General features: G+C 45.9%; 16 protein-coding genes and 1 pseudogene. 10 read left to right on the top strand and 7 right to left on the bottom strand.

Annotation, left to right across the window (positions count from 1 at the left end):
- Nucleotides 1-63: 63 nt before the first annotated feature.
- Complete coding sequence (locus ITG09_21740; protein UPR54007.1) at nt 64-927, bottom strand: MurR/RpiR family transcriptional regulator; 864 nt, start codon at nt 925-927, stop codon at nt 64-66.
- A 117-nt stretch (nt 928-1044) separates the two neighbouring features.
- On the bottom strand, nt 1045-2319 hold the full coding sequence (locus ITG09_21735) for an amino acid deaminase (GenBank protein UPR54006.1): 1275 nt from the start codon (nt 2317-2319) through the stop codon (nt 1045-1047).
- 176 nt (nt 2320-2495) lie between these two features.
- Here ITG09_21735 and ITG09_21730 point away from each other — a divergent pair, with 176 nt between their 5' ends.
- From ITG09_21730 to ITG09_21705, 6 genes and pseudogenes are all read left to right on the top strand, one after another.
- Nucleotides 2496-3929 carry a D-aminoacylase gene (locus ITG09_21730; protein UPR54005.1) on the top strand — a complete coding sequence of 478 codons (1434 nt, stop codon included), beginning with the start codon at nt 2496-2498 and terminating at the stop codon, nt 3927-3929.
- A gap of 121 nt (nt 3930-4050) precedes the next feature.
- Nucleotides 4051-4443: a RidA family protein gene (locus ITG09_21725; protein ID UPR54004.1), complete on the top strand. Its 393-nt coding sequence runs from the start codon at nt 4051-4053 to the stop codon at nt 4441-4443.
- 205 nt (nt 4444-4648) lie between these two features.
- Nucleotides 4649-6163: a sodium:solute symporter family protein gene (locus ITG09_21720; GenBank protein UPR54003.1), complete on the top strand. Its 1515-nt coding sequence runs from the start codon at nt 4649-4651 to the stop codon at nt 6161-6163.
- A gap of 92 nt (nt 6164-6255) precedes the next feature.
- Nucleotides 6256-7224: pseudogene (locus tag ITG09_21715) on the top strand (sugar kinase).
- Nucleotides 7225-7243: 19 nt separating this feature from the next.
- On the top strand, nt 7244-7873 hold the full coding sequence (locus tag ITG09_21710; protein UPR54002.1) for a bifunctional 4-hydroxy-2-oxoglutarate aldolase/2-dehydro-3-deoxy-phosphogluconate aldolase: 630 nt from the start codon (nt 7244-7246) through the stop codon (nt 7871-7873).
- A 139-nt stretch (nt 7874-8012) separates the two neighbouring features.
- The gene (locus ITG09_21705; protein UPR54001.1) at nt 8013-10463 is read left to right on the top strand and encodes a beta-N-acetylhexosaminidase; all 2451 of its coding nucleotides are present in this window, start codon (nt 8013-8015) and stop codon (nt 10461-10463) included.
- Between the two features lie 121 nt (nt 10464-10584).
- On the opposite strand, the gene ITG09_21700 is transcribed toward ITG09_21705, so the two are convergent.
- Nucleotides 10585-12648 carry a sensor histidine kinase gene (locus tag ITG09_21700; GenBank protein ID UPR54000.1) on the bottom strand — a complete coding sequence of 688 codons (2064 nt, stop codon included), beginning with the start codon at nt 12646-12648 and terminating at the stop codon, nt 10585-10587.
- 208 nt (nt 12649-12856) lie between these two features.
- Between ITG09_21700 and ITG09_21695 the strand changes: the two genes are divergently transcribed.
- The 4 genes from ITG09_21695 to lhgO all read left to right on the top strand — a co-directional run bounded on the left by ITG09_21695 (nt 12857) and on the right by lhgO (nt 19163).
- Nucleotides 12857-14200, top strand: coding sequence for a sigma-54-dependent Fis family transcriptional regulator (locus ITG09_21695; protein ID UPR53999.1), 1344 nt, complete (start codon nt 12857-12859; stop codon nt 14198-14200).
- A gap of 318 nt (nt 14201-14518) precedes the next feature.
- Nucleotides 14519-15532: a TAXI family TRAP transporter solute-binding subunit gene (locus ITG09_21690; GenBank protein ID UPR53998.1), complete on the top strand. Its 1014-nt coding sequence runs from the start codon at nt 14519-14521 to the stop codon at nt 15530-15532.
- A 213-nt stretch (nt 15533-15745) separates the two neighbouring features.
- A complete protein-coding gene (locus tag ITG09_21685; protein UPR53997.1) occupies nt 15746-17923 on the top strand; it encodes a TRAP transporter permease in 2178 nt (725 codons plus the stop codon).
- A gap of 25 nt (nt 17924-17948) precedes the next feature.
- The gene (gene lhgO, locus ITG09_21680) at nt 17949-19163 is read left to right on the top strand and encodes an L-2-hydroxyglutarate oxidase (GenBank protein UPR53996.1); all 1215 of its coding nucleotides are present in this window, start codon (nt 17949-17951) and stop codon (nt 19161-19163) included.
- Nucleotides 19164-19336: 173 nt separating this feature from the next.
- On the opposite strand, the gene ITG09_21675 is transcribed toward lhgO, so the two are convergent.
- The 4 genes from ITG09_21675 to ITG09_21660 form a co-directional block, all read right to left on the bottom strand.
- Nucleotides 19337-20893, bottom strand: a complete 1557-nt coding sequence (locus ITG09_21675; GenBank protein ID UPR53995.1) for a M20/M25/M40 family metallo-hydrolase — start codon at nt 20891-20893, stop codon at nt 19337-19339.
- Nucleotides 20894-21036: 143 nt separating this feature from the next.
- Nucleotides 21037-23406, bottom strand: coding sequence for a M4 family metallopeptidase (locus tag ITG09_21670; GenBank protein ID UPR53994.1), 2370 nt, complete (start codon nt 23404-23406; stop codon nt 21037-21039).
- A gap of 548 nt (nt 23407-23954) precedes the next feature.
- Nucleotides 23955-24230: a hypothetical protein gene (locus tag ITG09_21665; GenBank protein UPR53993.1), complete on the bottom strand. Its 276-nt coding sequence runs from the start codon at nt 24228-24230 to the stop codon at nt 23955-23957.
- Between the two features lie 135 nt (nt 24231-24365).
- On the bottom strand, nt 24366-25685 hold the full coding sequence (locus ITG09_21660) for a HAMP domain-containing protein (protein ID UPR53992.1): 1320 nt from the start codon (nt 25683-25685) through the stop codon (nt 24366-24368).
- Nucleotides 25686-25714: the final 29 nt, after the last annotated feature.

Here is a 25714-nt window from a genome sequence, read left to right as displayed (position 1 = left end):
GCGGGGCTTTTTAATTCAGATTCTATTTTGATTTAGCTGCAAGAAGCTTGGTTTCGGTAACGATTAATCACCGAGAGGTTGTCGGTCGCCGCCACCTCGGTAGGAGTCTAAAGCAACTTTTAAGCGGCGCAGTTTATCGCGCGAGCGGTTCTTATGATTGACCGCCATACCCATTGAAAGCACATCCACCAATGCCAGCATTGCGTAGCGAGACGCTGATGGTTTGTAGATGAAGTCGGTTTCCATGTGTTTGATTGGCAAAACAATATTCGCAATCTTTGCCAGTGGCGTGTCTTGCGGGGTAATCGCGATGATCTTAAGCCCATATTGCTTCGCTAGTTCGGCGGTTTCGGTGATCACTGGCGTAAAGCCTGTCGCGGAAATCATCACCATCACATCATTGGCATCTGCCGTGGCTGCAACCATGCGTGACATCAAACCATCGTTGTATGACACCACTGGGTAACCCAAACGAAACAGTCTGTGTTGCAGCTCTTGAGAGGCGATGGTTGAGCCGCCACCCATGCCGATCGCAATGATCTGTCTGGCGTTGTGCAGCCAACTCACTGCAGTTTCAACGTCTTGCTCTTTGAACAAGGTGCGGTTGATGTCTAGGCTCTGCTTGATCGATTCGTAGATACCTTGATAGCCCGTTTGGTTAACCGGTTCAAGAATAAAGCGCTGGCCCACCGTTAAGGTTTGAGCAAGCTTGATCTTCATATCACGCACGTTGTTACAGCCGATCGCCTTCGCAAAACGCGTAATAGTGGCTTCACTGACTTGAGCGCCTTCGGCCAGCTCTGTGATGCTGGCATTGGCTGCAAAATCAATGTCGTCCATGATCAGCTTAGCGACTTTTTTCTCTGCATCACGAAGAGCGGGAAAACGCTCGGTTATCTGTGAAATGATATCTACTTCTAAACTCAAGAATCCTGATCCTTTGTTGATGGGGCTATTTGCTAATACCTAGTCATTGGTCGCTAAAGCTTAGCCCCGTTAGTATATCTTATTGTTTCGTTGATTCTAGCTTATTGAAAAATCGACCTAGAAACAGGTTTCCACCCAGTTTGTTACCTGATGGTCGTCATCGCTGATGGCAATGTAGCGCCATTTGTCGAAGGTTAAGCACGGATGTGAGGTCGAGAAAGCAATCATGTCGCCCACTTCAATTTCAGAAGAACCATCGGTTTCAACAAAGGTATGTTGATCCATCACCGCAGTAGAGGTTAAGCCTTTCACTGAGATTGCTTCGCCGTTGCGATAGCCACGCTCGGCAATCGGTAAACCTGCATCAAAGGCCACATCACGCTTGCCTAGTCCAACCACTAACTTTGTTGGCTCCGGACGAGAGATTACATACGCCCATACCTCAAGTGCCGATTCCAGATCTCCACCCAATTCGCACGCGTAACCTTGGTTTGCTTGGGCACGTTGTAGCACTTTGCTTTGAGCGTCTAGGTAGATACCTGTGTCGTGAATCGCGTAACAGCCCGGGCGGATGATCGCCAAGTAATCGGTTAGGTTCGCTAAACATTCTGCCACCACGTCATACCAAGCAGAGCCTGCGCCAGTGATAATAGGTTGCCCTGCAATTAGGCCATCTGATGTCAGGCTTTCGACCGAAGTGAGCGCCTGATTTAAGAAGGTGCGAATGTCTTGCTCGGCATTGTCGCCATGAATCACACCCTCGTATACCTCAATACCCGCTAGCGAAAGCGCAGGCGTATCTTGGATAGTTTGCGCCAGCTCTAGAACTTCTTGAGGTGAACGACAACCACAGCGACCGCCCGGTACACCAAATTCGATCAGTACTTTTAGCGTCTGCTGTGTATTAGCGAAATATTGGCTAAGTTGCTGCACGTTTACCGATGAATCCACACAACAGTAGAAATCGACATCAAACTCGCGAATCAGTTGTTCGATGATCGCCATGTTGGTTTTGCCCACCAATTGGTTAGCCATGATGATGCGTTTTGCACCTGCCATTGCTGCAATTTCTGCTTGTGCAGGTGTCGCAACGGTAATTCCCCAAGCGCCATTTTCTAGCTGTTGACGGAAGAAATCAGGTGTCATCGATGTTTTGCCGTGTGGCGACAATTTAACCTGGTGATGATCGGCGAATGATTGCATCCAATTCAGGTTATTGGTTAAGGCTGATTGCTTGATAACCGCAACCGGGAGCGAAACATCTTCATCAATCAGTCGATAAACACCGTTCTCAGATTGTGATACCGCTCTCCCTTTTTGGCCTTTTTCAGTCAAGATAAAACCTTCTTTTTGATACTTTCTAACATTTTCGAGTGCAGGGTTATTTTTCATTGCTGATTCCTAACATGATGTAAGTTGTTGTTTTATTATATCTAAATCTATCATTGTTATTGTTTGTGATAGAAACTATCACGCAATTTAAAATATTATGTGTGTTTTGTCACTGAAAACAATCGGCCAAATTTTTAAGATAGCTTCATCAACACAGTGGATTGAGAGAGTGAAAAATGTTGTTCGATACGATAATTAAAAATGTAGAGGTGTTTGATGGCACCGGCGAACAATCGTTTTGTGCCGATGTAGCAATCCGAGATGGAAAAATCGCCGAAATTGGCAAAATCGATCATGAAGATTGTAGTCAGTTGGTTGAGGGAGCTGGCTTAGCATTGGCTCCTGGATTCATCGATGTACACACACACGACGATACCAATGTAATTCGTTACCCAGACTGCCTGCCTAAGATCAGCCAAGGTGTCACAACCGTGATTGTTGGTAACTGTGGTATCAGCGCATCGCCAACGGTTTTGGCTGGCGATCCACCTGACCCAATGAATCTGTTAGGCGCACAAGCTGACTTTAAATACCCAACTTTCGCCGCGTATGCACAAGCAGTAGAGCAAGCTCAACCGGCAGTAAACGTCGCAGCGTTAGTTGGCCATACGACATTGCGTAACCAAGTGATGGACGACCTACAACGCACCGCAAGCGAAGATGAAATCGCAGCGATGCAAACCAACCTTGATTTGGCGATGGCGCAAGGCGCATTAGGTTTGAGCTCGGGTTTGGCTTACGCAAGCGCTAAACAAGCGAATGCCAACGAAGTGATGCAGTTAGCAAAGGTGCTTTCTAGTCACGGCGGCATCTATACCACGCATATGCGTACCGAATTTGAAGAGATCTTAAGCGCGATGGAAGAGGCGTTTGAGACAGGACAATACGCGAAAGTGCCTGTTGTTATTTCACACCTTAAATGTGCAGGTGCGGGTAACTGGGGTAGAACCGTTGAAGTTCTTGATTTGATGGACAAGGTTTCTGAGCATCAAGATGTGTCTTGCGATTGCTACCCATACTCAGCGAGCTCTTCGACATTAGATTTGAAACAAGTGACTGACGATTTCGACATCTTCATCACTTGGTCTGAAGCAAAACCAGAACACGCAGGCAAAACGCTGAAGCAGATTGCTGATGAAATGAACCTACCCCTGATGGGCGCAGCAAAAGCGCTTCAACCAGCAGGTGCGGTTTATCACTGTATGGATGAGAACGACGTAAAGCGCGTTTTGAAATACAAGTTAACCATGGTCGGTTCAGACGGTTTACCTAATGACCCGCATCCACACCCAAGGTTGTGGGGCACCTTCCCGAAAGTATTGGGTCACTACTGCCGAGATGAAAAACTGTTCTCGTTACCAGAAGCTATTCACAAAATGACCGGAATGTCGGCTCAGCGTTACAACTTAGCGGGCCGAGGCGAAGTTCGCTGCGGTGCATTTGCCGATTTAGTTTTATTTGATCCAAAGAATATTAAAGATACAGCAACATTTGAAAATCCTATTTCAGTTGCTGAAGGAATAGAAAGTGTATTTGTAAATGGTGAGCTAACTTACCAGCAAGGAAAAGTAAGAAATAATCGTTCAGGCGTTTTTATTTACCGAAACTAGAATTTAAATTATTTATCAAATTCAGGTGATTATAAAAACGGCGAATTAATTTAAATATATTGGAATAGAAACTGTTTTATCTATAAAGCCAATATTATCTATAAATAAGTGGAGTTAAAAAATGACTATTAAACGTTACGGTGTTGAAGGCGGTACAGGTACAGGCGGACAACATTTACCATTTGCACGCGCAACTGAAGCGGGTGGTTTCCTGTACGTTTCTGGCCAGACACCGATGACAGATGGTGAAGTGGTTGAGGGTGGCATTGTTGACCAGTCTCGCCTAGCGATCCAAAACTGTGTCGATATCATGACTGAAGCGGGCTACGGCCTAGAAGACGTAATGCACGTAAAGGTTGTGCTAACGGATTCTCGTTACTTCCAATCTTTTAATAAGGTATTCAAAGAGTTCTTCGGTGCTAACCCACCGGCTCGTATCTGTATGGTTTGCGACTTAGTTGTAGACGTGAAGGTTGAAGTAGATGTGACTTGCTACCGCGCCGATCGCGGATAGTAATAACCTAATCACAATTACCTACTTAGAGAGTATTAGGGGTTAGTCATCCCTGTTATTATCCTTTAATACTCTCACCCTACATTTATAAAAATTACTTTAATTAAAAAAGATAAAATCAATAAAGTAATTATATGAAATATAAAATGAATGAATCATAAATAAAGTTCAGGAATGAACTCAATATTTCACTGAGAGGTGTCAAATGAACAGCACACTTTTTCTTACAGGCTTCGGCGTGTACGTATGTTTTTTAATTTGGTTAGGCTGGTTTGTCTCGCGTAATCAAAAATCTGGCGAAGATTTCTTATTAGGTGGCCGTGGCCTACCTATGTTCTTAGTACTTGGTACAACAGTAGCGACGATGGTTGGTACGGGTTCAAGTATGGGGGCGGTTGGCTTCGGCTACGCAAATGGCTGGGCAGGAGCTCTGTACGGTATTGGTGGTGCGATAGGCATCCTATTACTTGCACTTTGGTTTGCTCCGGTTCGTAAACTGAACTTCATGACCATGAGTGAAGAACTGGCTTACTATGTTGGCGCTAACCGCATCGTGAAAAACGTTGTAGGTGTACTGATCTTTGTTGCCTCAATTGGTTGGTTAGGCGCTCACATTCTAGGTGGCGGCATGTACTTAGCGTGGATTGCAGACATCGACCTCAACCTAGCGAAAATCATTATTGCTGCAGCATTCACTATTTACGTGGTGATCGGTGGTTACACGGCGGTTGTGTGGACCGATACCATTCAAGCTATCATCCTTTTTGCTGGCTTCATCTTGATGGCGGTAATGTCAGTCGATTACATCGGCGGCATGGATAACCTTTACGCTGCGATGGACCCTTCTGCTACAAGCTTTTTAGCAATCGATAAACTGGGTCTTCTGCCTGCTGTTTCTCTGGCTGTGGTTATTGGTGTGGGTGTTCTTGCGACGCCTTCATTCCGTCAACGTATCTACTCGGGTAAAGACGTATCAACCGTTCGTCGCTCATTTGTTGCATCGGGTGTGTTGTACCTTTTCTTCTCAATCATCCCTGCAATCATTGGTATGGCAGCACATGCGATTGACCCATCATTGGATAACGCGAACTACTCGTTCCCTTATGTTGCTGCAACGGTTCTTCCGGTTGGCGTTGGCATGATTGTTCTTATCGCGGGTCTTTCTGCAACCATGTCGAGCGCAAGTTCAGATGCGATAGCAGGTGTTTCTATCCTACTTCGTGATGTTTACGTGATGTTCACTGGCCGCGTACCAAACAAAGAGTCAATGGTGAACTACTCTCGCTTGGCACTGATTGTGGTGATTGGTTTTGCACTGTTGTTCGCACTAACGTCAAACGACATCATTGGCTACATCACGAAAATGATTTCAACCGTAATGTCGGGCATGTTTGTGTGCGGTATGTTGGGTCGATTCTGGAAACGTTACAACTGGCAGGGTGCTCTTGCTACGCTAGCGGGTGCATCTGTGGCTTCATTTGTTGTAATGCTAAACGCAGACTACACGGCTTTCTGGGGGAACCCTGTGATTCCTTCTTGTCTAGTGGCTCTAACGGCTGGTGTGCTGGTAAGCCTATGTACTCCGGCTAATCAAGTGACACCAGAAATGGCAAAAGCAATTCTTGATGACGAGCGCGCTCTGATGGAAATGGAATTGTCAGACTCAGGTGTGCTTGAAGAAGAAGCGGCACCTCAACGTCCTGCAAATCAAACAAGCTAAACCTAGTCTTCACAACTGGTTTGCTTAATTCAGGCCCTGCTTAACGGTAGGGCCTTTTCTAAGGTCAATTATCTCTATTTTTAGGATCGGCTATGCCTGCATCTTCTAACTTCAATATTGCTTTCTTTGGTGAGTGCATGGTCGAAATCAGCGGCTCTCCATTAACCAAAAAATTCGGCGGTGACACGCTCAATACCGCGCTTTACCTTTCTCGCTTAACCCAACATCAAAACCTCTAAGTGCACTACGCGACAGGTCTTGGCAGTGATGAACTGTCTCAAAATATGATTGATAGCTGGCAGTTCGAAGGTATTCAAACCAATTTCGTTGAACGCATCGCGAACAAGCTTCCTGGACTCTACATGGTCGAAACCGACGAGACTGGCGAGCGACACTTTCACTACTGGCGCAACGACGCAGCAGTAAAATCTTACTTTCAAATTGATAACTTAAACAAGCAAACCGACAACCTGAATAAGCTTGAAATCGCCCTGACCGAGAAACAAGTCGACGCGGTTTACATCAGCGGTATCAGTATCGCGATTTTGGATGACGCCTCTCGTGCGTGTTTATTCAAAGCCATTGGCGTGTTCTCAAACCAAGGCGGCAAGGTGATTTTTGATAACAACTATCGCCCGCAGCTTTGGAGCACCGAGCAAGCTCAGCGCTGGTACGCCAAGTTACTGCCATTGGTCGACATCGCACTGATTACCGAAGACGACGACTTGCTGGTTTGGGGTAATTCCGAGAGCGTTCAACAACGCTGCCTTCGCTTGGGTTGCCAAGAGATCGTCATCAAACGTGGCTGTGAGCCATGCAAGATTGTTCAAGTTGAACAAGGCGATGTTGTTGAGAGCTATGTATCCGCGAATCGTGTTTCTAACGTGGTTGATACTTGTGCTGCGGGCGACTCATTCGCTGCGGGTTATTTAGCCGCGCGCCTTACAGGTGAGAGCGCCACCGACGCAGCCGAACTTGGCCACCAACTGGCCTCCATCGTTATTCAATACTCAGGCGCAATCATCCCCGTGAGCGCTATGAGTCAACTGATTAAAAAATAAAATATAAAGCGGAATTATTATGTCTCAAGAAATGCTCAACAAACTTAAGCAATTCAAAGTTATCCCTGTTATCCAAATCAACAAGGTGGAGCATGCGATTCCACTAGCAAAAGTGTTAGTAGAAAACGGCCTGCCCGTGGCAGAAGTGACGTTCCGTACCGAAGCAGCAGCAGATTCGATTCGTGCGATGCGCGATGCCTATCCAGAGATGTGTATCGGTGCAGGTACAGTATTAACACCAGAGCAGATCGACCTTGCGAAAGAGGCGGGAAGTGAGTTCATCGTGGCGCCGGGCCTAAACCCAAACACGGTTAAGCGTTGCCAAGAGATCGGTATGCCAATCGTTCCTGGCGTAAATAACCCAAGCCAAGTAGAGCAAGCGTTGGAGCTTGGCCTTAACTTCTTGAAGTTCTTCCCTGCTGAAGCGTCTGGTGGCATCAATATGGTGAAATCTTTGCTCGCGCCTTACGTTGATGTGTCGCTAATGCCAACGGGCGGTATCGGCAAACACAACGTCAATGATTACCTAGCGATCGATCGCGTAGTCTGTTGCGGTGGCACGTGGATGGTTTCTCCAAAGATGATCGAGAACGAACAGTGGGATGAGATCGCGGTGTTGGTTCGTGAAGCCGTTGAATTGGTTAGCTAGTCATAAGTTTGTGAGCTCATTCGTTTTAACAGGCGATAGGCTTTGAGCTCTCGATAAACAACAGCAGTGGCTGAAGGTTTTGTTTTGTGAATTGCCTCCGATAAACAAAACAGAACCCCGTTATATAGGAAAACTAATAATGAAAAAAACTATATTGTCTCTATTGATTTCAGGTTCAGTAGTGTCCCCAATGGCGTTAGCAATGGCTCCGAATACCGATCTAAATTTAATGCCGTATCCACAAACAGTCGAGCTGCAAGCTGGGCAAGTTAAGGTTGACGGTAACTTCAAGGTTTACATCAAAGGCTTTAACTCTGATCGCGTTGAGTACACCGCAAAACGCTTTATCGACCGCCTAGAGCGTCAAACAGGTGTGCCGATTTTAAACTGGCAGGTTGATAGCGCGGACGAAGCGAACCTGATCATAGATATCGACGCAGCACCAAAGTCTGAAGTACAGAACATCGACTCTGTAGAGTCCTACAAGATTACCACTCAGGGTGAGCAAATCACGCTGAGCGCACCGAGCCCATATGGGGCGATTCACGGCATCGAAACCCTTTTACAGCTCGTTGAAACCACAGCGACTGGCTACCATATTCCTGCTGTAACCATTGTTGATGAGCCTCGTTTCCGTTGGCGTGGTGTCTCTTACGATACCTCGCGTCACTTTATTGAATTTGATGTGTTGATTCGTCAGTTAGATGCGATGGCTTCTGCCAAAATGAACGTATTCCATTGGCACTTCTGGGACGACCAAGGTATCCGTATTCAAACGGAATCTTGGCCGCGCCTGTGGTCTGAAACCGCTGATGGTAATTACTACACCAAAGACCAAGTCCGTTACTTAGTGGAATACGCGCGTAATCTTGGTATTCGTGTGATTCCAGAGGTATCTCTTCCGGGTCACTCTTCTGCGGTTGCTCACGCTTACCCACGCTTGATGTCTGGCGGTGAAGGGCAAAACTACGAGCAAGAAAGAGGGTGGGGTGTGTTTGAACCGCTCATGGATCCACTGAACCCAGAAGTCTATGAGATGCTGGGCGACGTGTTTGATGAAGTGACCGAGCTGTTCCCAGATGAGTACTTCCATATTGGTGGCGATGAGCCGAACTATGCACAGTGGAAAAACAGCGAAAAGCATCAAAAGTTCATTGAAGAGAACGATATCGATGGCGAACGCGGCTTGCAGTCTTACCTCAATGTAAAAGTTGAGAAGATGCTCGAAGAGCGCGGTAAGAAGATGACCGGTTGGGATGAGATTTGGCATAAAGATCTGCCGACTTCCATCGTGATTCAAAGCTGGCAAGGGCATGACAGCATTGGTCGTGCGGCGAAAGAGGGTTACCCAGGTATCCTTTCTACGGGTTACTACCTAGACCAGCCTCAGCCGACTAGCTACCACTATCGCAATGACCCAATGCCAACTGGCATCACGGTTGACGATAAGCTGCACAGCGGCGAAAAGTTCGTGACGTATCAATGGCAGAAGCCACGTTCAAAAGGCGGCCCACGTAAGGGAACACTGACCATCATTGAAGCGAAAGATGGTACTTTCCGTGCCTTCAGTGATTACAACGGTAAGTCTCGCGAAGAGATCTTTATCCTTGATTATGTGCCGGGCAAAACCTTTGTTGGCCACTTCGATAACTTCATGTCGTACACCGAGTTCAACTTAAACCTAAATCTAAAGGGTTTTGCAGAAGGCAGTTACCAACTGGTGGGTAACGTGCGTTGGCCAACCACAGGTGAAGTGATTGCGAGCAGTGATGTTGAAGGCAGCGTGATTCCTGAGCCAAATGGTGGCTACCCTGCGGAGCTGACCGACAAAGAAAAAGAGCTGATTTTAGGCGGTGAGATCACCATGTGGCTAGAGAACAAAGACAGCCTTACGGTTGAAAACTACCTATGGCCGCGCAGCTACGCGATTGCAGAGCGCTTCTGGTCTAATGCGGAATTGACTGACGAACGCAGTATGTACAAGCGTATGAAGGCGATGGATACATGGTCTGAAGTGTCGGTTGGGCTACGTCATCATGCGGATGCTGACATGTTGTTAAAACGTATTGCGAAAGGGCAGGATATCCACGACCTGCGCGTGCTTGCGAAATACACAGAACCAGCGCAGTACTATGCGCGCAACTGGGAGAAGTGGAACTCAACTGAACCTAAGGGGACTTTATACAGCCAGTACGAGCGTCTAAATCGCTTTGTTGATGCACTGCCAGTGGAAAGTTACGCTGTGTACGAGATGCAAGATTTGGTCAATGAAGTCGCGACGGGTAATCAACAAGCGCTTGAGCAACTTGCAGAGCATTATCAACAAGCAAAAGCGGCGGCACTCGCTGCTGAGACTGTCTTCGCTGGTAATGTGTCTTCGTTAGAGACTGTGGTTGTCGCAGAGAAAACTGCGGAAGTAGCAGACTTGGCGTTAACCTTGATTGCCAAAGCACAAGCGGGTGAAAAAGTTCGAGCATCAGATGCGAACGCCTACCAAGCGATATTGTCTGATTCAGCGAAGATCTATGATGAATCGATCATCGCGATTGTTCGCCCTACAGAGCTACTGTTGAAGCAGCTAGCTGAGTAAGTCTCTAACTGATTAGCTGATAAGTCACACGCCAATAAGTGAATCAAAACCGCCCTCATGTGGGCGGTTTTTTAGTTTTAGTCTCTCAATAGAGTGTGATTTCTAAACTCTATGTAAGCGATTACTCACTATCACTATTCTGTAGCGTTAACGTGAATGTCATGCCTTGATCTGGGTTGTTCTTCGCTATCAAGGTGCCTTGCATATCCCGCACATTGTTTGCTGTGATGGCCAAGCCGAGACCCAAACCTTCGCCCATTTTTTTGTTGGTATGGAAGGGTTCAAAAATGGTTTCGAGTTGGTCTTCTGATACGCCACAGCCATTATCTTGCACTTTGATGATCACGCGTTGTTGATCGGTATGTGCGCTGATAACAATGGTCGCGGGTGTTTGATTTTGAGTGGCGTCTATTGCGTTTCGAATCAGGTTTCCAAGAACTTGGCTTAGCCTGGCTTCTTCACCCATCACCATCGAAATATTAGAAGCAACACGCACGCGAATATCGATTTTGTCTAATTCGGCTTGGTGAATTCGTAGGGTTTCTTGCAGTGCGTCAGTCAGTGAAACTGGATAGGGCTTCTCAAGTCTTTTAAATGCGAACGACTTCAATTGACTGGTCATGTTGGCCATTCTGTCGATGAGGCTCATCACTAAGTCCATGTTCGCTTTCAACATCTTGGTCTCGCCTCTTTCCATCAGTAGTTGATTACTTGAAAGCAGGGTTTTTAGACCAGTAAGCGGTTGATTGAGCTCATGAGTGATCGCACTCGACATCCGCCCTAGTGCGGCAAGTTTGCTTGATTCAACCAGTTCTTGTTGTGCGTCTTTGAGGTCTTGTGTTCGCTCTTCTACACGTAGTTGAAGCGTTTTATTAGCGTTTTGCACTGCAATTTCTGCTTTTTTGCGCTTACTAATATCGATCACGGTACACAGATAATAAGTGGTCGCATGCCAAGGAAAGGCACTTATAGAAAACAGTACCGGAAAGTAGCTACCATCGCTGCGCCTTGCCATGGTTTCGACGCTGGTTATTTCGGCCAGTTCTTGGTGTTGCTCTAGGTTCTGAAGTAACTGCAAGGTGGTTGAATTTGGATTGCCTGCCTCAAATAACTGCCAAGCTTTGATGTTACTGATCATTGAATCGGATAGTGAGAAGTAGTTCTTGGCCATGAGGTTAATATCATGGATATGACCATGTTTGTCGATCAGCACTAGCCCAACGTGCGTTTTATTGATCATCCCAGACAGACGCTTTTCCGACTCTTCGATGAGTTTTTGTATTCGTAAATTGCTGAGCTTTTTCTGACGTCTTTGATAAAGAATAACCAGCAATAACAGAATGAACAGACAACCTACTGCGACGCTCCAACTTATCCAACTTGTGGTTTGGTTTAGACTGGTTAACGGCGTTAGGTAGGTTAAGCGCCAATTCAGGTCGTCTAACTTTATGGATTGAATAAGGTAATCTTTATCTTTCAGTCGCCATACTCGAATGTGGGTTTGGTCATATAGCTCACGCTTTGTAGCGAGCGGTTGTGAAGTGAAATTTTCATTGAACCAATCTGCATTTAATCGGTGATCACTCGATAGAAAAAACTGATCGCGAGGGTTTTGAAACAAGATGGCTTCACCATCGGCAAACCATTGGTCGATCAGTAATGATAAATCAATTTGTACTGCAACAATGCCTACCACATCGGATGCTCGATAAACGGGTGCAGCAATAAAATAATCGGGTGTGACGCCTTTATTTTTGGTTACTAGGGAGATCGCACCGCCTTGCTGGTGGATCTTGGACACAATAGTGCTGGCGCTTTTTTTACTGAGTTTGTTCCTTTCTACGCTAGAAACAAGCAAATCACCGTTTGCGGAAAGTAGATACCATCCTTTGGTGTTAGCCGCTTTGTCTAACTGAATCAGCTGTTTTTTAATGTGTTTTTGGAGGCGAATGTCACCATCAATAAAACGCACGCTGGTTTCATCGTTCGTCACGAGATAAGGCAAATAGTAAAAACGTTTGAGCGTGCGTCTTGCTTCGGCAATGTATCCAAGGAAGCGCTGTTCTGCGTAACGCTGAGCTTGTTCTAGCTTCCATTGGCTTATGCCACTTTTGGTGGTTACCTGAACTAAACCAATCAATAAACAGGCAAACAGGAACAACCAATATCGATTTTTGTTAACCATTCTTGATTAAATCCTTTTTAAATTATTGAGTTGAAAAGCTGCGTTTTATTACCACATGGAAGGTTGAATCTGGAACAAATTGAAGCTAGCAAACATTATAAAACTGTTAAAGGAGTGTTATTCAAAGTGGGAGCTAGCTCCTTTTAGTCTGCGGCTTTTTTACATACCGTGGTCGATATTATTTAGGTGTAAGCGATGGGAAGAGATCATGCAACGTATTGCTTTGATTGAAGATGACGCAATTGTGCGTCAAGCAACCAGCCAATGGTTGCAGTTGGCAGGCTTCGATGTCACCGCATTTGAGGTTGGACAAGACGCGTTAGATGCGGTCGTGGAAGGTGATTTTCAGACCATCATTAGCGATGTGCGCTTACCTGATATTGATGGTGTTGAACTGTTAAGTCGCTTTAAAGATTTGGTGCCAGAAGTACCTGTTATCTTGATCACCGGACATGGTGATGTCGATATGGCCGTTAAGGCATTACAGCAAGGCGCGTATGATTTTATTGAAAAGCCATTCGATCCAGAGCGTTTGTCTCAAACGGTATCGGAAGCGGTAGATAAACATCAAAGTGGTCAAGATAGGATAAATCGTCAAAGCTATTTGGATAACCTGAAGGGCATTGAACAAGTTCTGATTGGCCGCAGCAGAGTGATGTGTGCATTACGAGAACAAATACAAAAGGTCGCTTCAATTGATACCAACGTGATCATTTATGGTGAAACTGGCTGTGGGAAAGAGCTCGTTGCCTCTTGTTTACATAAATTTAGTCAGCGTAAACCTCATCCTTTTGTGCCGCTAAACTGTGGCGCGATTCCAGAAAACCTCTTTGAAAGCGAGCTGTTTGGACACGAAGCCGGGGCATTTACTGGTGCGGCCAAGCGACGTATTGGTAAGCTTGAATTTGCAGACAAAGGCACGGTGTTTCTCGATGAAATAGAGAGCATGCCACTGTCGATGCAGGTCAAAGTGCTGCGTACCTTGCAAGATAATGTTGTCGAACGCGTGGGTGGGAATCAGCAACAACATGTTGATCTACGAGTGGTCTCTGCCTCGAAAAGCGATTTACTGAATCATCCCGATTTTCGCCAAGATCTTTTCTATCGTTTGAACGTTGCTCAACTGCATTTACCTCCCCTTAGTGAACGAGAAGACGATGCTCTTATCCTTTTTGAACACTTCACTCAAGAAGCGAACAGCGAAACCCGAGCGGCCAGTGAAGCCGATCGCTATGCCTTGTTGTCGTATGCATGGCCGGGCAATGTGCGTGAACTGCGTAATGTTGCGATTCGTTTTGCGCTGGATGAAAGCCTGACCGTTGGTGATATTTTGGCGTGTCGTCCTAATTCTGTCACAGAGTCCACAACGGCAGGCATCCCGTTGGCGGTTCAAGTGCAGAGCTTTGAACGGAAAGTGATTCATGATGCGCTAGTGCGTTATCAGGGACGCATCAATGATGTTATGCAAGACTTGGATTTACCTCGTCGAACATTGAACCAAAAGATGGTGCGTTATGGGTTGAATCGAAGTGACTACGTCGATTCTCAATGATCGGTTTGACAGTCGCGTTTATTGGATATTGATGAGCAATAAATGGCTCATCGTATATTTATCACTTTACAAACATTGATCACATAAATATAACATGATGTGACCTGACCACCTTTAAGGGGATGTTAACTGCGGCTTTGGATAAGCAAAAAATAGCTTACTCATTAGTAGTGAAATAAGCAGAAAATGGCTTACTTTAGGTGGCCTTTAAAATAAATCATAATAAAAACAGTAGTTTAAAAATTGGCATTGTGCTTGCTATCTAGTGATTGTTGTTAACAAAAATATAACGTGAATAACCCTACATGGAGAGTAACAATGAAATACAACAAGCTAGTTAAAACTTTAGCGATAGCAATGGCTTCTCTTGGCCTTATCAGTAATGCGTCAGCTGAAGAAGATCGCAGCTATATTTTAGCGACGGCCTCAACGGGTGGTACTTACTATCCGGTAGGTGTGGCCTTAGCGACATTGAGTAAAGTTAAGCTTGCGCCTAAGCAGCACTTTTCTTTAGCGGCTATCAGCTCTGCGGGCTCGGGTGAGAACGTAAAGTTGTTGAATGAGAACGAAGCTCAGTTCGCCATTCTACAAGGTTTGTATGGTGCTTGGGCTTGGCAGGGTTTGGGGCCATATGAGAAATCTGGCAGACAAACTCAACTGCGTTCAGTTTCCATGTTATGGCAAAACGTAGAACACTTTATTGTGCGTTCAGATCTAGCAAAAACAGGTACGGTAAGCGATCTAGAGAACCTAAACGGTAAGAAATTCTCTATCGGTAAGAAGAACTCTGGGACTGAAAACTCAGGTCGTCAAATCATGCAAGGCCTATCCGTGGACCCAGAACAATTTAAACTCGCCTTTATGGGTTACGGTGGCAGTGCGAGCGCATTACAAAATGGCACAATTGATGGTATGAACACGCCTGCTGGTGTTCCTGTTGGTGCGGTGACGCAAGCCTTTGCAGCACTGGGTGAAGATATTCAAATCTTGTCGTTTACCGATGCACAAATCAAACAAGCGAATGGTGATTATAATATCTGGACCAAGTATGAGATCCCAGCAAACACTTATCCAGGTGTCGATAAACCAATTACTACGATTGCCCAACCTAACTTCCTAGCGGTTCGTGAAGACATTTCTGAAGAAGATGTGTATCAACTGACCAAAGCTATCTATGAAAACCTACCTTTCCTACAAGGTATCCACAAAGCAACCAAAGCAATGGCACTTGAGAAAGGGATCGCAGGCCTTCCTGTTCCGCTTCACCCTGGTGCTGCTCGTTACTATAAAGAAGTGGGTATAGAAATCCCTTCTGAGTTGATCGTCGACTAACTCTTTGTCTTCGATTAGCCATTTATCTTTAACTCGCTATTTGGCGTGAACTGAATATTCGCGTTAATTAATTGCTTGGTGCGTTTTCATCTGTTTCGGCTACTTTGTCTGATTTGACCGTCTCCGACTCGTTCGATTATTTGAAGTGAAAACGCACCACCTTACTTTATGGATTTTCTCTGCGCGTTTGGCTGTGGAGAGCAGGAGTTTTCTATGAGCGATTCGCTGCAGCAGGAACTGAAAAAATTCGAATTGCCTACCCGAACAGATTTCCCTTGGGTAGGCAAAGCAATAACGACAATGGGAGTGATACTCTCCCTCCTACATATTTGGTTTAATACCTTATCTACCTTGCCAGAGCTTTGGATTTCGGCGACGCATTTCGCTGGTTTCGCAATCATTTGCGCACTTTGGTATCCCGCCCATGTATCGCTTAAAAAAAGCAAAATAGCATTAACTATCGATATTGGGATTGCCTTGGCTGCTTTAGCTTGCCTTATCTACATTCCCTTTGCCGAAGATGCGTTGTATGACCGAGGCGTAAAATTTATCGCCAGTGATTGGTTTTTCTCTATCTTGGCGATTGCCATCGTCATTGAGCTGATTAGACGCACTATGGGCTGGTTCATTCCTGTGCTTATCTTAGTGTGCTTAAGTTATGTAGTGCTTTGGGGACAATGGACCAGCGGTATTTTTCATTTTCCGGGTTTAAGCCTAGAGACGTTACTTTATCGAAGCTTTTATTCATCAGAAGGGATGTTTGGTTCGATCTCAAGAATCAGTTGGACCTTCGTGTTCATGTTCATCCTATTTGGCGCATTTTTAGTTCGATCTGGTGTCGGCGACTACATTATTGATGTATCCCGTGCCGCGGCGGGCAAAGTGATTGGTGGCCCTGGTTTCATTGCCGTTATTGGCTCCGGCTTGATGGGCTCTGTCTCTGGGTCGAGCGTAGCAAATACCGTATCGACGGGCGTGATCAGTATTCCCTTGATGCAAAAGGCAGGTTTCCCTTCGCGTTTCGCGGCAGGTGTTGAAGCGGCTGCATCTACTGGCGGGCAGCTGATGCCACCTGTGATGGGGGCGGGCGCATTCATCATGGCCTCTTACACGCAGATCCCTTATGTCGATATTATTGCGGTTTCCTTTGTTCCTGCGCTTATCTACTTTTTGTCTGTGGCCTTTTTCGTGCGTATTGAAGCGAAGCGTAGTGGTGTACAAAAGGTGACCTCTGGCTGTGAACCTTTGTTAAAGGTATTGCTGTCGGGTTGGCACAACCTGATCCCATTGGCCGTGTTAGTGACTTTGCTCGTTCAAGGCTTTACGCCGACTTACGCTGCGGGTATTTCGATTCTTTCTGTGGTGGTGGCATCATGGTTCTCTAAAAATCACAAAATGGGACCGAAAGCGATCATTGAAGCTTTGTCTCAAGGCGCAAAAAACATGGCGACAACGGCTGTGTTATTAGTTGGTATTGGTCTAGTTGTTAATGTCATTAGCACTACGGGAATTGGTAACACCTTCTCTTTGATGATCAACAGCTGGGCGAATGGCGAGTTACTGGTGATGATTGCGTTGATCGCACTGGCGTCTTTGATTCTGGGTATGGGGTTACCAGTAACGGCGGCTTATATTGTGTTGGGAACATTGTCTGCTCCTGCCTTGTATAAATTGATTGCTGAAAGTCAGCTGCTCGACTTGTTGGTGTCAGGGCAGCTTCCTGAGCAAGCTAAAGCCATCTTTATGTTGGCTGCGCCAGATAAGCTTGATCTATTGAACGCACCGATGGCGTTGGAAACGGCGAAAGAGATGATTGCGTTGGTTCCTGCTGATTTTGTGGAAACTCTGCTTGAACAGAGCCTTGGCTTAGAAGCAATCAGCCTCGCACTGCTTTCGGCTCACTTAATTATTTTCTGGTTATCGCAAGACAGCAACGTGACTCCGCCTGTTTGTTTAACTGCATTTGCGGCTGCAACCATTGCTAAAACACCCCCGATGAGAACGGGCTTAATGGCATGGAAGATCGCCAAAGGCTTGTATTTAGTACCATTGTTGATTGCCTACACTAACTTGGTAAGTTGGGATGTGGCCTCCGTGTTAGTCACGGGTGGCTTTGCTGTTATTGGTACTTACGCGTTTATCGCGGCGATTGAAGGTTATTTAGAGAGCGAAGTTAATATTATTACTCGAGTAGTGTTGGTTGCGATAGGTGTAGCTCTAGTATGGCCTGATGTTTCAGTCGTGATCCGTTTGGTATGTGTTGCCATTTTTGTTGGTATCTTCATCTACAGCGGTCGTAAATACGATGCAAATCAAGTGAAAAAGGAATCAGAAAGTGAGGAAAAAAAGTTACCTCAAACCGGATCTAACACTGTCGCGTCTTCCCTATAATTAAAGGATTGAATGTAGGAATATTATGAACTCAACATACGACTATATTATCGTTGGTGGTGGCATTGTTGGTGTGTCGACGGCATGGCAATTACAGCAAGTTCACCCTGATAAAAGTATCCTTTTAGTCGAAAAGGAGCGTGGCTTCGCGCAGCACCAAACTGGCCATAACAGTGGTGTGATTCACGCTGGCGTTTACTACGCTCCAGGCAGTTTAAAGGCCGATTTTTGTAAGCGTGGCGTAGAGCGCACCATCGCCTTTTGCAGCCATCACGATATCCCTGTCGAAAACTGCGGTAAGCTGTTGGTCGCGACCAATGAGCAGGAAGTCGAGCGCATGAATGCGCTCTATCAACGTTGTCATGATAACGACATTGATGTCGATTTGTTGGACCAAGCGCAACTGAAACTTGCCGAGCCTAACATCACGGGCTTGGGCGCGATTTATGTCAAAACCACCAGCATCGTCGACTACAAAAAAGTCACCGAAGTAATGGCTCAAGAGTTTGTTGAGGCGGGCGGCAAGCTCAGTCTCGGCACAGAAGTGATCATGGCGGATGAGCAAGAAGATGAAGTGCAGTTAACGTGCAAAGTCGATGGTCAAACTCTACAACTGAACAGCCGATTCTTGATCACTTGTTCTGGTTTGATGGCCGACAGAATGACCAGCATGCTTGGCATTGAAACCGACTTCCAAATCGTCCCTTATCGCGGTGAGTATTATCAGTTGGACGCGAAACACAACCAGGTGGTGAATCACCTTATCTATCCGATCCCTGACCCAGAACTGCCTTTCTTGGGTGTGCACTTAACACGTATGATCGATGGCTCGGTAACGGTAGGGCCAAATGCAGTTCAAGGTTGGAAGAGAGAAGGCTATGGCAAGCTGAACTTTAGTTTTAAGGACACTTGGCAGATGCTGAGCTTTTCGGGCTTTTGGAAAGTGACTGCGAATAATCTGAAAACCGGTTTGATCGAGCTTAAGAACTCGTGGTGGAAGCCGGGCTATCTAAAATTGGTCAACAAATATTGCCCGAGCATTACGGTGTCAGATTTCAAACCTTACCCAGCAGGCATACGCGCTCAAGCGGTGCTCAAAGATGGCACTTTGGTTCATGATTTTCTGTTTGCCGAAAGCCCAAGAAGCTTGCATGTATGTAACGCGCCATCGCCGGCAGCGACTTCGGCAATGCCGATTGGTGAGTATATTTGTGGCAAGGTGATGAAAAAAACGTCTTAACTGTGAATTGAATTGAACTAATGGCTTGTTTGTTCGAACAGGGCTGTTCATAGCAAGTGAAGAACGTAGACAATAAAAAATCCGCAAGCTCCAATCTATTTATGATCGTGGGCTTGCGGATTTTTAGTTTTAGCCATGTTTACTCGGTTTAACTGTTAGTCAATTAACTAATCTTACAGCCAATCAGGCACGAAGTTAGCGACAATGGTGACATCGTTAAAGTTACGGTAGCCGCGCACCATGATGTTGAATTCACCCGCTGGTTTGTTCAATACACACTGTTCGTTGCTGCTGTTCTGGTATGGACGACAATCGTAGCTTGCTTTCGATACGGTACCATTATGTTTCACGTAAAGGTCGGCATCGCCACTACGAGGGCCTGCTAATGTCACCGTTAACTGACCTGCACTTTCAGTTATAAATGTGAAGAACTGCTCTTCACCATACCCTGCAGTAAGTCCTTCAACAGGCACGTTATTTTGCAGCTCTTTAGGGCCTGCAACTGGCGAATCAAGGCTGGTTTCGACAAGGTAAGCAATGGCCAGTTTGGCGAACTTGGTCGCGTGTGTCGCTGTTGGATCGGAGTTCTCAAGCGTGTCGTGCTGAGTATGAATATTTGGGTTGTAATCATTGAACATGCTCTCGAATGGCATGGCGGCTGGGTAGCCAACATTGTGCCAAGAGGCGTGGTCAGAACAGGCATAGCCACAATCATCGAAACCGTAACTGATGTCACTAGCATAAGTGTCGATCAGCTCGCTCAGGTAGGCGGTGAGGTTACTGTCGGTATAGTCTGTGATGAAGGTGATATCGTGCGCCGAACCGTTGTAGTTGGTCATGTCTAATTGCAATACTGATACAACGTTTGCTTGCTCGTCTCTTAAAGCGTTAGCGACATCTTGTGAACCGCGCAGCCCTACTTCTTCTGCTGCATAGCCATAGAACTTAATGGTTTTGTCTGGTTGAATGCCACTGGCGATCATCAGGCGAAGCGACTCTGTTACCGTTGCAATACCAGACGCATCATCATCGGCTCCCGGTGAGATGGTGCCTTCGCTTGTCCAAGATCCAACGGTCGAATCAAGGTGTCCACCAACAACGACGATTTCTTCAGGATATTTAGCGCCAAGCAGTGTCACTTCAACGGATTTCTGTGGGTATTCGGCATGCGTGATCTGGCGTGCAGACGCATACGGCACATCTTTAATCTCGGTTTCCCAACGTTCTAAAAGCCAATCTGAAGCAGCGACACCAGTAGAAGTAGTATAAAAACGGTTGGTGAAGTTGGTTAGATTTTCAATGGTCGTGACCATGTTGTTCGGCTCGACCTGAGCGAGTAGATCGTTCACTGTGTCTTGATGGCTGACCACCGGCTTTTCGAAGGTGTTCATTGTCAATGGCATCGCTGCGGCTTTGAGTGCACTTGCTTTGTCTTCATGCACCATGTAGCCACCACAACGGTGAGTTTCTTCATGCATGTGGCTGGATAGTTTCTCCAGTTCTTTCTGGTTGATTTTAGCGACGATGGAATGCTTGTTTCCCGTCACGCTTGGGTAAACCGTTGCGCCATGTTGAGTCATTATATGCTGTGCGTCAGCATCGGTGGTGATCCAAACTTCTTCGTTCGCTGGTGGTGTGATGCCTAGGGATGCGTAAGCCGAAGTACTGTTGATTAAGGCTAAAGAACCTCCGAGTACAGCCAAAGCTAGCATGCTTTTTTGAATAGCCATTTGTCGTCCTTTTTATGGTGAGTATTGTTATGTTGATGGGGGTGATTTTTGTGTAATACGTGGATGTTTTTGTGTAGATGTTTCATTTTCTGAACAGTTAACCGCGAAAAGGGCCCCTTTCGGAGCCCTGAATTTGCTATTGATTACTGTGCTTTAATGAAACGGTAGTGCTTGGTTTCTGAACAGATATCGCTTGAGGTACACACTTGGTACTCGACATCTACTGTGCCGTTGTGACGGAACTTGTCGACGTATGAGTTGAAGTCTGTCGCACCAACATTCTTGCCGTTACGCTTAATCACGAAGTAGTCGTTGGTGTCGTAATCCCATGCCAGCTTAACGCGAGCCTTGCCGTTCGGGTTTTTGTTACCAAACTTCAGTTTTAGTGGGAAGCCTTCCGCTGAATCACCTTCAATCATGATCGACTTGCTTGTTGATGTTGCAACACCTGTATCGTCAGTCACGGTTAGGGTAACCACGTAGTCGCCAGCTTCAGCATAGGTATAACGAGTGACTTCACCGGTTTGCGTGTTGCCATCGCCTAGGTTCCATTGGTAAGAAACGATCTGGCCATCGCTATCCGAACTTGTGCTGCGCAGCTCTACTTCTTTGCCTACAACCGTGTGTTCGAAAGAAGAAACTGGCGGTACGTTAGCGTTGCCTGATTCGTACGATGCTTTTAGATTTGCACCTGCGTAATCTGAGTAGCCTAGAATGTTCACTGTGTAGCGACCTGAGGTTGGGTTCTCAATCACACACACTTCGTCAGTCACGCTTTCACTCTTGCAGATGTTGTCTTGCGGGCTTGGTGCGTAATCTAGGCCGACATACATATCTGGGTCACCCGTAGAAACAGCAAGATCAATCGTTAGTTTGTCTTGGCCTTCTGGTACTTCGATATCGAAGTAAGTTTTTGAACCTGTTTCACCAGCAACTGCAGCTTCAACACCATTTTCAAGACGTTGATATTCCGGTTCTGGCGGAAGTGGTGGCTCGCCACAAGGTGATACACCGACTAAGTTGAACGCAGAAACAACGTCATCGGTACTGTAGCCAAGATCGGTTGCTGAGTTCTTCACGCCACAAGCGCCCTGCCAGAAATCACTGTTTTCAGACCAGTAGATTTGGTTGGCTAACACGAACAGTTCGAACGCTTTCTTGGTGTCCCAACCTTGTGTGGTTGCTAGGTGGTAGAACGCTTTGTTGAATACGCCCGAGCTGTAGTGCACGTTCAAGCCATCGTAGTATTCGGATGCGTTGTTGATTGAAGAGCCATCGCGTGATGGATCGTCCATGTAACGCAGAGCGCCTTCGCCTTTGAAGATATTGCGTCCGACCATCCAGTCGTTGGTGCCCTTCATGTAGTATTCAGCCGCTTCACCAGCCATGTCAGAGAAAGCCTCGTTCATGCCGCCCGATTGGTTTGCGTAGATCAAACCTGAGTTTTGCTCAGTGAAACCGTGGCTCACTTCATGGGCGGATACATCCAGGCTAACAAGCGGGTAAAAGAAGCTTTCACCATCGCCAAAGGTCATTGCCTTGCCGTCCCAAAATGCATTCTCGTAGTTTTCACCGTAGTGAACACGCATCATGAGTTTGAAAGAGAGTGGTGCGGTGTCGAACCAGTTTTTATACATGTCGAACACAATGTTACCGAAGTAGTGTGCGTCGTTCAGTGGCGAGAATGCGCCGTTCACAGACTTGTATTCGTTACGAGGACATTCATAGCTGTAAACGGTGTCGCCGTCTGTCGCGCCATTTAGGTTAACCGTGACAACATTTTCCGACTCCATAACACACTCTGTGCCATTTTCTTGGACATCAAGGTAGTGGTAGTCGGTACCGTACTCGTACATGCCTGTTTTTTCGTTACCACCTGGGCCTGTGCCGATCTGAGCGTGTGCAATACCTTCCCAGCGGTCGATCACTTCGCCCGTATGCGCATCGAGCATGGTGAATGGTCGAGTCGGGTGCTCACTGCCTTCGACAAGGTAAGAGACAACGTACACAAGGCGTGTTTTGTCCGCGCCTTGTGTGCCTATGCTTTGTGTCGATTTGCCCTGATAAATAAACAAGTCATGCTGGACATTGTCTAGAGATTGGCTGGTTAAGCCTTGAGTCTTAAGATCTTTACTCGCCAGTTCAATCGCTTGAGCGCTGTTGATGGAGGGTTTAACAAAAGAACGCTCTAGGGTTGTTGTCTTAAGGTAGCGGCCTTGAACGGACTTCAGCGCACCACCTTGAACACTTTGGGTTGCATTTAGATAGTGCCCCCATACTGGCGTTCCCCAGATGTTTTGCTGGATCTTCACTTTGTAGATGCCACGCTTTTTCAGGTTCACTTCTTTAACCATCTTGAAGCTAGAAGCATTGCTAACACCTAGCTGGGTGTTTAACCCAGAAAAGTTAGTAAAGTTGATCGGTTGATCAATCTGAACCGATTCATTTGCATGCACTGACAAAGACATAGCACTGGCTATAGCAACGGCAACTAAACGCTTTCTTATTTTCATTGTTATTTTCTCTTTCCATGTAAAATCAAAGAAAACGTAACAAAATTCTCACAGTGAATTTACATTATTCGATCTGATTAATTAGTAGCATGGCAATGATCTATTTTATTCATGAAACTTATATTTATCGTATTTACAGATAGTTATCGTTTCTGTTTATTTTTGAACGCACTCATAGGTTTTATTTATAAAATCATGACGCTTTTATTAAGTGTTAATTTTTTTTGGAAATTAAGATTTTTGTGCAAATTGATCTGTGCCTCAATTAACGAGTTTCGGGTTGATAGAAGGAACAACGATTTGGGAGTGTCAGTTTGAGCGAGAGGCTATTAAGCGAATTTAAGAGACATTTTGATGATAAATCGAAGATTTTCTGGCTTATTTTTCGAATTGTTAGTTATAACAGGGCAGGGTAATTAAGAAGTTCTTTGGCACAGAGCACAAAACCGGTTGGATGAAAAAAGCCAGCGACGAGGTCACTGGCTTAGATGAACTTAGTTTGTACAGGCTAGCGTTTAAAGGCACGCAAGCTGCTGTTTTTTGAAGAATTACTGCTTCTTACCGCCAACTTGAACGTAGTCGATACCGATAATACGGTTGATGATACCCAGAACAGAGCTTGTGTCAGAGTTTGTAGAGCGAATAGTCTCAACCGTCGCGCCTTCAGGTACCAATTCCATTGCACGATCTTGTGTGTTACCAGGAACTTGGAAACCTACGATGTTGAAGCTCTCAGCGTGCGCTGTGTAAACTTCTTCGTTGTGGCTGATACCTGAACAACCTGCTAGAGAAACAATGCCTAAAACAACTAATAACTTTTTCATAAAAATACCCTAAGAATGATTGGAACCTAGATGGCAAGGCACAAAGGCAGTGGCATGATTATCTAGATTTAATAAGTTCATGGGAGACAGTATCTCCCGACCGATGTTGAACATTATTCCAGAGGTGTTTTGTAGTTACTGTATGGGTTTGTCAGCTGAATCATTACATAGCTGAATGGTTATGGTGAATACTGCACCCTTTAAGGTTTGGCTCTGACCCACTTCCACGGTTGCGTTGTGTTGAGCACAGATCTTCTCGACGATAGACAACCCTAAACCATGGCCGCTCTTGACTTTGTTACGTGCTTTATCGCCAACGTAAAATGGTTCAAACAAGCGAGCCTGATGCTCTTGAGTCACACCATCACCATCATCATGTACAGCTATCTGCAGTTGCTCTTGATGCGCGCTGGCTTCAATTAACACTTGAGAGCGTGCGAATTTCATGGCGTTGCGTACGAGGTTATCTAAGGCGCGGTTCAGCAGTATTTCATCCGCAAGAATCTCGTATGGTTGCTCTGGCAGTGATAGGTTGATGTCGAGTTCTGTATCTTTAATCCAGCGCGTCATCGCGTGATCGAGAAAGTCATTTATCTCCAAAGGCTGCTGCAAATTTTCGAGGTCGCAGCTATCCAACTTGGCGTAATACAATAGCTCGTCGACCATCTTCTCCATCTCTTCGGTATCTTCCACAATGCTATCTACAGTCTCTTGCTGAGATTCGTTGAGCGGCGTGTCTTTGAGCATTTCAGCTTGCCATTGGATACGGAATATTGGCGTGCGCAGCTCATGAGCGACCGCATTGGTGAGCGAGCGATTACTCTCAATCAGTCGGTGAATGCGATCTGCCATTAGGTTGAAAGACTTGTTGAGTGAGCCGATTGCAACGCCGCTTGAGGTCTCGGCTCGCGAGGAAAGATCTCCTTCAGCAAAGGCTAGCGTCGCCGATTCAAGCTTTTTAACTCGGCGGAAGATAATAAATAGATGACATAAGCCATATAATATAAAGCTTGCTAAGAAGAACAACCAAATGAGGTCATCTTCCAATTCTATCTTTTGTCTAACGAACGCTTCACTGTTAGGGAGGTAGTGATAGGTATTGTCACTGCTTGCCAAGCGAAACCATAGGTCTCGCTCATCATCGTGAAAAACAAAGGTATTCGGGTTAGTGCTGAAGAACTCTGAAACGGGGCTTGGTATTTTATCGTCTGGGCTGAATGTAACCAATTTATTTCGTGTGGTTTCTACAAACTGGTTCATGGCTTGTTGAGCCGCGTCAAGTCCCTGATTTTTCGAAATGTTTTCTATGAGTTGCTGGTGGGCAGCCGCTTCGTAATCTTCCAGTACATATTCGTAGTCGGTATTGAGCTGGTAGACGCTAATCTCGTAGGCGATCAGGCCGGCCATAAAGCAAACTAACAGCCCTATTAAGGATTCCAAAAAGATACGTCGCATAATCGCTCTCTTTCATTACGCTCGTACTG

Source organism: Vibrio cyclitrophicus (assembly GCA_023206055.1).
Lineage (GTDB): Bacteria > Pseudomonadota > Gammaproteobacteria > Enterobacterales > Vibrionaceae > Vibrio > Vibrio cyclitrophicus_A.
This window is presented reverse-complemented; position numbering and strand designations above follow the sequence as displayed.

Excerpts from the sequence above, each read along its gene's own strand:
- ITG09_21735 (UPR54006.1), bottom strand. The coding sequence starts at position 2,319 with ATGAAAAATAACCCTGCACTCGAAAATGTTAGAAAGTATCAAAAAGAA.
- ITG09_21730 (UPR54005.1), top strand. The coding sequence starts at position 2,496 with ATGTTGTTCGATACGATAATTAAAAATGTAGAGGTGTTTGATGGCACC.
- ITG09_21725 (UPR54004.1), top strand. The coding sequence starts at position 4,051 with ATGACTATTAAACGTTACGGTGTTGAAGGCGGTACAGGTACAGGCGGA.
- ITG09_21720 (UPR54003.1), top strand. The coding sequence starts at position 4,649 with ATGAACAGCACACTTTTTCTTACAGGCTTCGGCGTGTACGTATGTTTT.
- ITG09_21710 (UPR54002.1), top strand. The coding sequence starts at position 7,244 with ATGTCTCAAGAAATGCTCAACAAACTTAAGCAATTCAAAGTTATCCCT.
- ITG09_21705 (UPR54001.1), top strand. The coding sequence starts at position 8,013 with ATGAAAAAAACTATATTGTCTCTATTGATTTCAGGTTCAGTAGTGTCC.
- ITG09_21700 (UPR54000.1), bottom strand. The coding sequence starts at position 12,648 with ATGGTTAACAAAAATCGATATTGGTTGTTCCTGTTTGCCTGTTTATTG.
- ITG09_21695 (UPR53999.1), top strand. The coding sequence starts at position 12,857 with ATGCAACGTATTGCTTTGATTGAAGATGACGCAATTGTGCGTCAAGCA.
- ITG09_21690 (UPR53998.1), top strand. The coding sequence starts at position 14,519 with ATGAAATACAACAAGCTAGTTAAAACTTTAGCGATAGCAATGGCTTCT.
- ITG09_21685 (UPR53997.1), top strand. The coding sequence starts at position 15,746 with ATGAGCGATTCGCTGCAGCAGGAACTGAAAAAATTCGAATTGCCTACC.
- lhgO (UPR53996.1), top strand. The coding sequence starts at position 17,949 with ATGAACTCAACATACGACTATATTATCGTTGGTGGTGGCATTGTTGGT.
- ITG09_21675 (UPR53995.1), bottom strand. The coding sequence starts at position 20,893 with ATGGCTATTCAAAAAAGCATGCTAGCTTTGGCTGTACTCGGAGGTTCT.
- ITG09_21670 (UPR53994.1), bottom strand. The coding sequence starts at position 23,406 with ATGAAAATAAGAAAGCGTTTAGTTGCCGTTGCTATAGCCAGTGCTATG.
- ITG09_21665 (UPR53993.1), bottom strand. The coding sequence starts at position 24,230 with ATGAAAAAGTTATTAGTTGTTTTAGGCATTGTTTCTCTAGCAGGTTGT.
- ITG09_21660 (UPR53992.1), bottom strand. The coding sequence starts at position 25,685 with ATGCGACGTATCTTTTTGGAATCCTTAATAGGGCTGTTAGTTTGCTTT.